General features: G+C 70.8%; 10 protein-coding genes. 5 read left to right on the top strand and 5 right to left on the bottom strand.

Translation table 11 applies throughout. From position 1 onward, the window contains the following. Positions 1-901: Gmad2 immunoglobulin-like domain-containing protein (locus tag PKH97_RS09895; RefSeq protein ID WP_324387243.1), on the top strand; the 901-nt coding region annotated here is incomplete at its 5' end. 32 nt (positions 902-933) lie between these two features. Here the strand turns inward: PKH97_RS09895 and PKH97_RS09900 are convergent. From PKH97_RS09900 to hrcA, 4 genes are read right to left on the bottom strand one after another with little or no spacing between them, the layout of a single operon-like run. Beyond that, positions 934-1,677, bottom strand: a complete 744-nt coding sequence (locus PKH97_RS09900; protein WP_324387244.1) for a 16S rRNA (uracil(1498)-N(3))-methyltransferase — start codon at positions 1,675-1,677, stop codon at positions 934-936. After that, on the bottom strand, positions 1,674-1,811 hold the full coding sequence (locus PKH97_RS09905) for a hypothetical protein (RefSeq protein WP_324387245.1): 138 nt from the start codon (positions 1,809-1,811) through the stop codon (positions 1,674-1,676). Before PKH97_RS09905 ends, PKH97_RS09900 begins: the two co-directional genes overlap by 4 nt. After that, positions 1,808-2,935 (bottom strand): molecular chaperone DnaJ, encoded by a 1,128-nt coding sequence (gene dnaJ / locus PKH97_RS09910; protein ID WP_324387246.1) that lies wholly within the window; start codon positions 2,933-2,935, stop codon positions 1,808-1,810. The genes PKH97_RS09905 and dnaJ overlap by 4 nt, the downstream gene beginning before the upstream one ends. Before the next feature lie 35 nt (positions 2,936-2,970). Beyond that, a complete protein-coding gene (gene hrcA / locus PKH97_RS09915; protein ID WP_324387252.1) occupies positions 2,971-3,993 on the bottom strand; it encodes a heat-inducible transcriptional repressor HrcA in 1,023 nt (340 codons plus the stop codon). A 139-nt stretch (positions 3,994-4,132) separates the two neighbouring features. On the opposite strand from hrcA, the gene PKH97_RS09920 reads away from it, so the two are divergent. Further along, complete coding sequence (locus PKH97_RS09920; RefSeq protein ID WP_324387247.1) at positions 4,133-4,990, top strand: DUF3097 family protein; 858 nt, start codon at positions 4,133-4,135, stop codon at positions 4,988-4,990. 164 nt (positions 4,991-5,154) lie between these two features. Further along, positions 5,155-5,679 (top strand): DUF4870 domain-containing protein, encoded by a 525-nt coding sequence (locus PKH97_RS09925; protein ID WP_324387248.1) that lies wholly within the window; start codon positions 5,155-5,157, stop codon positions 5,677-5,679. Positions 5,680-5,748: 69 nt separating this feature from the next. On the opposite strand, the gene hemW is transcribed toward PKH97_RS09925, so the two are convergent. Next, positions 5,749-6,975, bottom strand: coding sequence for a radical SAM family heme chaperone HemW (gene hemW / locus PKH97_RS09930; RefSeq protein WP_324387249.1), 1,227 nt, complete (start codon positions 6,973-6,975; stop codon positions 5,749-5,751). A 487-nt stretch (positions 6,976-7,462) separates the two neighbouring features. Here hemW and PKH97_RS09935 point away from each other — a divergent pair, with 487 nt between their 5' ends. Together PKH97_RS09935 and PKH97_RS09940 are read left to right on the top strand one after the other, a co-directional pair. Beyond that, complete coding sequence (locus PKH97_RS09935; RefSeq protein WP_324387250.1) at positions 7,463-8,227, top strand: tyrosine-protein phosphatase; 765 nt, start codon at positions 7,463-7,465, stop codon at positions 8,225-8,227. A gap of 77 nt (positions 8,228-8,304) precedes the next feature. Next, on the top strand, positions 8,305-9,294 hold the full coding sequence (locus PKH97_RS09940) for a phosphotransferase (RefSeq protein ID WP_324387251.1): 990 nt from the start codon (positions 8,305-8,307) through the stop codon (positions 9,292-9,294). Positions 9,295-9,367: the final 73 nt, after the last annotated feature.

Raw genomic sequence — 9,367 nt, forward strand, 5'->3', positions numbered from 1 at the left:
TGCGCTGGTCGCCGCTGCGGCTGCGGCGGCCGTGATCGGCAGTGTCGCGGCCGGCCAATGGCTCGCGCCGCACGACCGTACCCGGCCCGGCGGAACCGTGAGCCTCAGTTCACCGGCCACGACCGGGCTGTCGCAGAGCCCGACGGCCGTGGCCGGCGCCGCCCTGCCGGTCTATTTCCCGGTCCAGGTAACGATCGATGGGACGCAGGTATGGCGGCTGACCCGCACCTTCGTCTCCGGCTCGGCGGACGCGGGTGCGAGCGGATCACGACGGGTCCTCGAGGCTCTCCAGTGGAGCGCCAGCGACCGGGCCTGGCCCTACCCCGGCGCCGCTCCCCTCGAAGGCACCGCGGTGGCCGGCGTCGATGTGACACCCCAACTGATCACGATCGTGCTGACCAATGGGGGCGCCCAGGACGGCACGGACGACTATCGACGCCTTGGCATTCAGCAACTCGTGTGGACCGCCCAGGCCGCTGCGGGTCTGGGCCGGGTGCCCGTGACCTTCCAGCTGGAAACCGGCGCGGGTCTGCTCTTCGGCCGCTTCCCGGCGAGCGATCGTTACGACCGGCCGGATACAGCCGATGCCGCCGCGGTCATCGCGCCGATCTGGATCGACCAGCCCGGCACCGAGGCGACGGTCCGCGCGGGTGTCGTCCACGTCAAGGGGTTGGCCGCTGCACCGGAGGGAACCCTCGTCTGGTCCCTGCATCGCGGGGACGGCGCGGCCCCGGTCGCCCAGGGCTCGACCCAGGCCGAGGCAGGGGCCCCGGCGCAAGCGCCCTACGCCTTCGACATCCCCGCCGTGCCGGGCGGCCGCTATCGCCTCGAGGTCGGCTATCCCTCGCCGAAGGACGGGAGCGCGACCGGCGTCACGCAGGTCTGGTTCACGGTGAGCTGACCGGGCCGGAGGCCGGAAAGCTGGGAATCGGGTCAGCGCCAGCGCGCGGCGGCGGACAGGACCGCCAGCGCGGCCGGGCCGGCCGAGGACGAGCGCAGGACCGTAGGCCCGAGCCGCACCGCCCGCGCACCAGCCGCGGTCAGTGCCTCGACCTCGCCGGGCGCGATGCCGCCCTCGGGCCCGACGATCACCAGCACCTCACCCTGGTCCGGAAGCCGTTGCGCCACAAGCGGTTCGACCGCCTCCTCGTGCAGCACGTATGCCGTTCCCGCACCCCGCACGCGCGCCACTAGACCCGCGGTCGTCACCGCCGGTTCGACCTCGGGCAGCCAGGCGCGCCTCGACTGCTTGGTCGCCGCGCGCACGATGTCGGCCCACTTGCGGCGGGACTTCTCGCCGCGCTCGCCCCGCCAGATGACCACCGACCGCTCGGCCTGCCACGGGACGATCCGGTCCACGCCCAACTCGGTCGCCGCCTCGATGGCGTCCTCGTCGCGGTCGGCCTTGGCCAGGGCCTGCACCAGCGTGAGGGCCGGTGTGGGTGCAGGCAGGTCCACGACCTGATCGATCGCCAACTCCAGGGTCGCCGCGGCAACCGCCGCAATCGTCCCGGTCACCCGCCGGCCCGCGCCGTCGGCCACCCACAACGCCTCCCCGACCCGCATCCGGCGCACCGTCGCGGCGTGCCTGCCCTCCGGCCCGTCGAGCACCAGGCGACCACCGACCGACACCGCGTCCAGCGCCCCGGCGTCGAGGAGGAAGAGAGGGAGCGTCATACGGCCTCGGCGCGGAGCGCCGCGTCCTGGGTGACCGTCATGACCCAAGCCGGCACGACGGCAGGCACGCCCGGGGCGACCGCCAGGGCCAGCCCGCCAGGGACGGCCATCTGGCCGTCGCGGACCAAGGTCACCGCGGCTTAAAGGCGTCGCGCAGCTTGCCCATCAAGCCGTGGTCGGCGCTGGCGAGCTTGCCCGTGGGCGCCTCCTCGCCACGCGCCGTGGCCAGTTGGCGCAGCAGGTCCTCCTGGGCCGGGTCGAGCCTGGTCGGTGTGCGCACATCGGCGTGGACGATCAGATCGCCGCGCCCGTTCGCCCGCAGGTGGCTGACGCCGAGCCCACGCAGGGTGATGGTCTCCCCCGGCTGGGTGCCCGGCTTGATGTCGATGTCCTGGACACCGTCGAAGGTGTCGAACTTCATCGCCGCGCCGAGCGCCGCCGCAGTCATCGGCAGGCTCAGGCTGGCGTGCAGGTCGTCACCGCGCCGCTGGAAGGTGCTATGCGGATTGACGGCCACCTCGACATACAGATCGCCCTGCGGGCCGCCTCCGGGGCCGACTTCGCCTTCACCGGCGAGATGGATGCGGGTGCCCGTGTCGACTCCACCGGGGATCTTGATCGTCATGGTGCGCTGGGTGCGCACGCGCCCCTGACCGGAGCATTCGAAGCACGGATGGGTGATCACCTCACCGAAGCCCTGGCAGGCATTGCACGGCCGACTGGTCATCACCTGGCCGAGGAAGCTGCGCTGCACCTGCTGGATCTCGCCGCGCCCACCGCACACATCACAGGTGCGCCGGCCGGTGCCCGGCTGCGATCCGTCCCCGCTGCACGTTCCGCACCGCGCGGCCGTCTCGACGGTCAACTCCTTCTCCCCGCCGAAGACCGCGAGCCCGAGGTCGATCGGCAGCCGCACGAGGCCGTCCTGACCCCGCGCCGACCGCGGGCGCGGTCCGCGCCCCGGCCCACCGGCTGCGGCGCCGCCGAAGAAGGCGTCCATGATGTCGCTGAAGGAGAAGCCCTGCCCGAACCCGCCGCTCTGCCCACCGTAGGGGTCGGCGCCCATGTCGTAGTTGCGCCGCTTGTCGGCGTCCGAGAGGACGTCATAGGCCTGCGAAACCTTCTTGAACTGCTCCTCGGCCTCCGCGCCGGGGTTGACGTCCGGGTGCAGCTTGCGCGCCAGCTTGCGATAGGCGGACTTGATCTGCTCGGGCGTCGCGTCCCGCGCGACCCCGAGGTCCCCGTAGTAGTCGTTCACAGTGGCCTTCTGGATTCGGTGAGTGGGTCAGTTCGTCATTGGGTGAGCAGCGCCGAGACGTATGCCGCGACCGCCCGGACCGCGGCCATGCTCGCCGGGTAGTCCATCCGGGTGGGCCCCAGCACGCCGAGCCCGCCGACCAGGTCACCGCCCGTGCCATAGCCGGTGGTCACCATCGAGGTGGACTGCAGGCCGGTCACGGGGTTCTCGTGGCCGATGCGCACGGCGATGTGCTGTTGGCCGCCTTCCGCCGTCGATAGCAAACGGAGCAGCACGACATGTTGTTCCAGCGCATCGAGCACCGGCTCCAGAGTGGCCGGGAAGTCGCCCGGCCGGCGGGCGAGATTGGCCGTCCCGGCCATCACCACCCGCTCCTCGCGCTCCTCGATGAGGGCCTCATCGAGTGCCCCGATGACCCGGCGCACGACATCCCGCTCGCTGGGGGCGAAGGAATCGGGCAGCACCGACAACGCGGCCGCCGCCTCACCGAGGCGCCGGCCGCTGGCCGTCGCGTTGATGCCTGCGCGCAGGCGGGCCACGAGATCCTCGTCGGCGACGGCCTCACGAGCGACCTCGATGGTGCGCTGCTCCACCCGCCCGGTCGTGGTGATCAGCACCAACATCAGGCGCGTCTCGCCGACGGGAACCAGCTCGATGTGCCGCACGTCGGAGCGGGTCAACGACGGGTACTGCATGACGGCGACCTGCCTGGTCAAGGACGCCAGCAGTCGCACCGTCCGATCCACGACATCATCGAGATCCACTGCGCCGGAAAGGAACTCGGCGATGGCCGCCTGCTCGGCCCGGCTCATCGGCTTGATCGCGAGCAGCCGGTCGACAAACAACCGATAGCCCGCGTCGGTCGGGATCCGCCCAGCGCTCGTGTGCGGGGCGACGATCAACCCGTCCTCCTCCAGCGCCGCCATGTCATTGCGGATGGTCGCTGCCGAGACGCCGAGCTGATGGCGCTCGAGCAGGGATTTGGAGCCGACCGGCTCGCTGGTGGACACATAGTCCTGGACGATCGCGCCGAGCACGGCCAGGCGACGGTCCTGCATACCGGTCACCTCCTCACGCTGCTGGCACTCACCGGTGTCGAGTGCCAATCCTACGTCCAGCGCGAGGGACGGGCACGCTCGCGAGGCCGACCCGGCGCGTCTGCGGCAGATCGAGCGTGGGCTCGCTTAGGGTGCCGCGGTGAGCGACCGCTACGGACATGACGTGCTCAGCGGCGACTGGCGCCGCCCGCCCCGGGGACGCACCACGGATGTCGCGACCGAGATCGGCATGGTCGTCGAAGAGGTCGAGACCGGCTGGGTCGGCGCGGTGACGGCCGTCGAGACGATCGGCGGCCGGCGCGTCTTGCGCCTAGAGGACCGCCGTGGCGTGGTCCGCGCCTTCCCGCTCGGCCCCGGCTTCCTCATCGACGGCCGGCCCGTATGCCTGCTCCCTCCGGCCCCCGCGGCAGCCGCACCGAAGGCTCCGCTGCGGTCCGCCAGCGGCTCGGTCGCCGTGCCCGGCGCACGCGCCCGGGTCGCCGCTGCCTCGCGGATCTTCGTCGAGGGCACCCACGACGCCGAACTCGTCGAGAAGGTCTGGGGCCACGACCTGCGCGTCGAAGGCGTGGTCGTCGAGGTGCTGCACGGCGTGGACGATCTCGCGGCCGCACTCGCCGACTTCGGCCCCACCCCGCAGGCCCGGGCCGGGGTTCTCGTGGACCATCTCGTGGCCGGCAGCAAGGAGAGCCGCCTGGTCGCGGCCGCCGAAGCGGGCTTCGGCGGTGACCGCGTGCACATCGTCGGCCACCCCTATGTCGATGTCTGGCAAGCGATCCGGCCCGAGCGGGTCGGTCTGCCACGATGGCCGGTGATCCCGAAGGGGACCGACTGGAAGGCGGGGATCGCCGCGGCACTGGGGCTGCCGCATACGTCCACCGAGGACATCGGACTGGTGTGGAAGCACCTGCTCTCCCGCGTGCGTACCTATGCCGATCTGGAGCCGAGCTTCTCGGGCCGGGTCGAGGAACTGATCGACTTCGTGACCGTCGGCGGCTGAGGCGGCCGGCGACCTGAGGGTGGACCCTGAGCGCACCCGTGACGAACCCCAGACCGAGCTGGATCGGGAAGAATTCGCCGGATTCGTGCGGTTGACTGGAGCGAACGAGACAGCATCCGGGGAAATGCTCCGGCTCGTGTCACCGAAGGGGACAGCAGAAGACCATGACCCAGAATCCGCAGGGCGACCCGGTCTACCCGAGCTATCAATCGCCCACCACCGACTCGCCGTGGGGCACCCAGTCGCCGGCGGGGACGACCCCACCGCCCATGACCTACCAGGCGCCCGCCGGACAGACCGCCTTCGAGCGCACCGTCGGCTCCATCGGCGGCACCGAACCGATGACGCCGGCCCAAGAACGCAACTGGGGGATGCTCGCGCACCTGATCCCGGCAGCGCTTTTCGTGCTGTCCGCGGGCACGTTGGGCTTCTTCGCGTCGCTGGGTATCTACTTCATGTACAAGGACCGTGGGCCGTTCGTGCGGCAGAATGCCGCGAACTCCCTGAACGTGCAGATCACCGCCGGTATCGGCCTGCTGATCTCGCTGCCCCTGATGTTCCTGCTCATCGGGTTCGTCACGTACCCGCTCATCTGCATCTGGGCGCTCATCGTCCACCTGATTGCCGCCTCGAAGGCGAGCAACGGCGAGTGGTACAACCCGCCGTTCGCGATCAAGTTCATCAAGTAGCCCGTCCGCGCCGCGCCCCGAGCCCATCGGCTTGGGGCGCGGTCGCGTCTGTGGGTGCTTCGCGGAGGCTCAGCCGGCGTAGCCGAGCAGCCGGCGCACGACGGTGTCGGCGAGCAGCCGGCCGCGCAGCGTCAGGACGACGCAGTCCTCGCCGGCCACCACCAGATCGTCCTCGACCAGCGCCGGTATGGCGGCGCGCCCGGCATCGCTCAACGCCTCCACTCCCAGTCCCTCCCGCAGCCGCACGCCGAGGAGGATGGCCTCGTCAGCCCGCTGGTCGGCGGTGAGCGTCTCGCGCGCGTGGGCCGGGGATGCGCCGGCGGCCAGCCGGTCGGCATACGCCCCGGGATGCTTGACATTCCACCAGCGCACCCCGCCGATATGACTGTGGGCGCCAGGCCCGAAGCCCCACCAATCCCCGCCGCGCCAGTAGGCGAGGTTGTGGCGGCACGCCGCGCCCGCGCGCGCGAAGTTGCTGACTTCGTACCAGTCGTAGCCGGCGGCGCTGAGGAGGGCGTCGGCGAGTTCGTATTTGTCCGCTTCGTCGTCGTCGTCGGGCATCGTCACGACCCCGCGGCGCACCTGGGCCGCGAGTTTGGTCCCATCCTCGACCACGAGTGCGTAGGCCGAGATGTGCTGTGGCGCAAGGGCGATCGCCGCATCGAGACTGGTGCGCCAGTCGGCCAAGGACTCGCCCGGCGTGCCATAGATCAGGTCGAGACTGACCTCCAGGCCGGCAGCCCCCGCGGCATCGACGGCAACGCCGACTCGGGCGGGGTCGTGGGTGCGTTCGAGGGTGGCCAGGACATGCGGCACTGCCGACTGCATCCCGAAACTGACGCGCGTGAAACCGCCCTGCGCCAGCGCCGCCAAACTCTCGGGGCTGACCGAATCGGGGTTGGCCTCGGTGGTCACCTCGGCGTCGGCAGTCAGCGGCCATACCCGGCGGAGTTGGTCGAGGATGCCGACCAGGTCGCGCGCGGGCAGCAGCGTCGGAGTGCCGCCACCGACGAAGACGCTGTGCAGGGGCGGTCGCCCCGGTGCCTCGGCGAGGACGGCCGCGGCGAGGTCGATCTCCCGCGCCAGCGCCTCCAGGTAGGTCGCGGGCGCGCTCGCCGAGCCGGCCAATTCACCCGGGGCATAGGTGTTGAAATCGCAATAGCCGCACCGGACCCGGCAAAAGGGCACGTGGACATAGGCGCCGAAGGTGCGCCGACCGACCTCCGCCAGCGCGGCCCGAGGCAGCCGGCCATCGGCGGGCGGCGCGTCGCCGTCGGGGAGGGCGCTGGGCGGCATACGGGCGATTCTCCCAGGCCTCCGGTGACACCCGCGCCACCCCGAAACCCCACGAGCATCGCGGGCCTCGGCGTGTCCAGCGCGACACGCCGTGGCCGGAAAGATTTTCACGATTGCTCGCCGCTAAGCCTTGTTCCAACCCCCGGCGTGACATAGAAATATCCCATCGCAATCACCTCCGGGTGAACGCGACAGGATCAGACCTCCGGGTCGGATTCGGACGCGAAACGTGTTTCGTGTCAACGAGATCGGCGCTTCGGCGCTGATCGCGAGCAGGGCTTCGGCCAGGCTCGACGTCGGCGGCTTCGGCCGACGGCACCCGATCTCGACTCCGGTCGAGATCACGATCGAGACTTCGGTCTCGATCATCTGGACGAGGCTTCGGCCCCGACCAGACGAGGGCCTCGGAAACTCATACTTTCCGAGGCCCTCACCCTTTTCCCGGCCGTTCACCGGCGACTCGGTGCCCGCGGCATAGCCTGGCCGCATGGACCGGTGGATCGACCTCGACGGTGTCGTCAATATGCGCGATCTGGGTGGCCTACCCACGCGCGACGGTGGCCGGATCCAGGCACACCGGCTGATCCGCTCGGACAATCTCCAGGACCTCTCCCGGGCCGATGTCACTCGGTTGATCGGCCTCGGGGTCAGCGACATCGTCGACTTGCGCTCCAACACCGAGGTGCAGGTCAGCGGCGACGGACCGCTGCGTGCCACGCCGCTGCGCCACCATCACCACAGCTTTTTCCCCGAGGCACGGAACGACCGCGCGGGGGCCGCGGCCAACGACTGGCGAGCCGGCACGCACGAGATGGTCAAGGACGCGAGCTTCTGGAGCCAGCATTACCGCGGCTACCTCACCGGCCGCCCCGACTCAGTGACCGCGGCCCTGTCCGTCGTGGCCTCCGCCGCGGGTGGCACGATCGTGCACTGCGCCGCCGGCAAGGACCGCACCGGAACCGTGGTCGGACTTGCCCTCGCCGTTGCCGGTGTGCCGGACGAGGTCATCGTCGAGGACTACGTCCTCACGTCCGAGCGGCTCGAGGCGATCATGGCCCGCCTGATCGGCCGGCCGCCGTATGCCGAGTCGCTCGCCGGTCGCAACCATGCCGAGCAGATCCCGCTGGCCGCGTCGATGGAAGCGCTGCTCGATTTCCTGGCCGACGCCGGTGGTGCGGACGGCTGGCTGCGGGAGCAGGGCTGGACGGCGGACGAGGTCGACGCGCTCCAGGCCAAGCTCCTGACCCCCTGACCCTGGCACTTCCGGCGGCAGGATCAGGCCGCCTAATCCGGTCGCCGGGCTGGCGATCCGCGTGGCAGGCTCGCACCATGCGGCCTGTGCCTCTGGACTACTCCGCGACGTCGGAGCGCCCCGCGTGGGCGAGCCTGCCGACCGAGGTGCGTCAGGGCGTGGCCGCCATCTGCGGATCCTCAATCGCGTCCGCCGCGCCGCCCGTGCGCTCCGGCTTCACCGGCTCGTATGCCGGCGTGCTCACCCTCGACGGCGGCCGGCGCGTCTTCGTCAAGGTCGGTGGACCCGCATTGCCGCATGTGGTCACCGCCCTGGCGCGGGAGGCTGACGTTCTGCCCCAACTTGGTGAACTGGACTGTGCGCCAAGGCTCCTCGGCTCGTCCGCGATCCAGACGCGAGGCGAGGGCGACTGGCGGGTTCTCGTCCTGGACCTGATCGACGGGGTCCAGCCCGGTGATCCCTGGTGCCCCGGACACCCCGATGCGGTCGCCGCGGCCTGCGTCGACGTCGCGCGTATTCGCGGTTCGCGCGCGTGCGCGATCACGACCGCGTCGCTGGGTGAGGAGATCGGCGAAGACGAGCACGCGTTGACGGCGATCGACGAACTGGTGGCCGGCCGCGTGGGGTGGCCGGACGGCATACCGGCAATCGGGGCGGATGCGCGACGCGATTTGGCTCGCCTGGCCGCGAAGGCGTCTGCGGCATTGCATGGAGATGCGCTGGTGCACAGCGATCTTCGACCCGACAACCTGCTGATCGAGCGCGGCGGGCAGGCGCGGATCGTGGACTGGAACTGGGTGATGCTCGGCCCGCCGTGGGTCGATCTCGCGGGCCTCTTCCCCTTCTTCTCCTGGGGTGGTGTCGATATCCGCCCGTATGCCGCCCTCCCCCTCTTCGACGGTGTGCCGGCCGACGATGTCGATGCCTTCTTCGCGATCCTGGTCGGCTATCTGATCCACGGTCAGGACGAGCAGCCACCACCGGGCTGCACCCCCGCCTTGCGCGCGCACCAGCGTTTTCTCACCGCGGCCTGCCTGGACTTGCTCCGGGCGCGCCGCGACTGGTGATCGTCGAAAGGCCGGTTCAGCCCCGTCGAAAGGCCGGTTCAGCCCCGTCGAAAGGCCGGTTCAGCCCCGTCGA

It is taken from the genome of Nostocoides sp., from assembly GCF_035343835.1.
Classification (GTDB): domain Bacteria; phylum Actinomycetota; class Actinomycetes; order Actinomycetales; family Dermatophilaceae; genus Nostocoides_A; species Nostocoides_A vanveenii.

Excerpts from the sequence above, each read along its gene's own strand:
- PKH97_RS09900 (WP_324387244.1), bottom strand. The coding sequence starts at position 1,677 with ATGACGCTCCCTCTCTTCCTCCTCGACGCCGGGGCGCTGGACGCGGTG.
- hrcA (WP_324387252.1), bottom strand. The coding sequence starts at position 3,993 with ATGCAGGACCGTCGCCTGGCCGTGCTCGGCGCGATCGTCCAGGACTAT.
- PKH97_RS09925 (WP_324387248.1), top strand. The coding sequence starts at position 5,155 with ATGACCCAGAATCCGCAGGGCGACCCGGTCTACCCGAGCTATCAATCG.
- hemW (WP_324387249.1), bottom strand. The coding sequence starts at position 6,975 with ATGCCGCCCAGCGCCCTCCCCGACGGCGACGCGCCGCCCGCCGATGGC.
- PKH97_RS09935 (WP_324387250.1), top strand. The coding sequence starts at position 7,463 with ATGGACCGGTGGATCGACCTCGACGGTGTCGTCAATATGCGCGATCTG.
- PKH97_RS09940 (WP_324387251.1), top strand. The coding sequence starts at position 8,305 with ATGCGGCCTGTGCCTCTGGACTACTCCGCGACGTCGGAGCGCCCCGCG.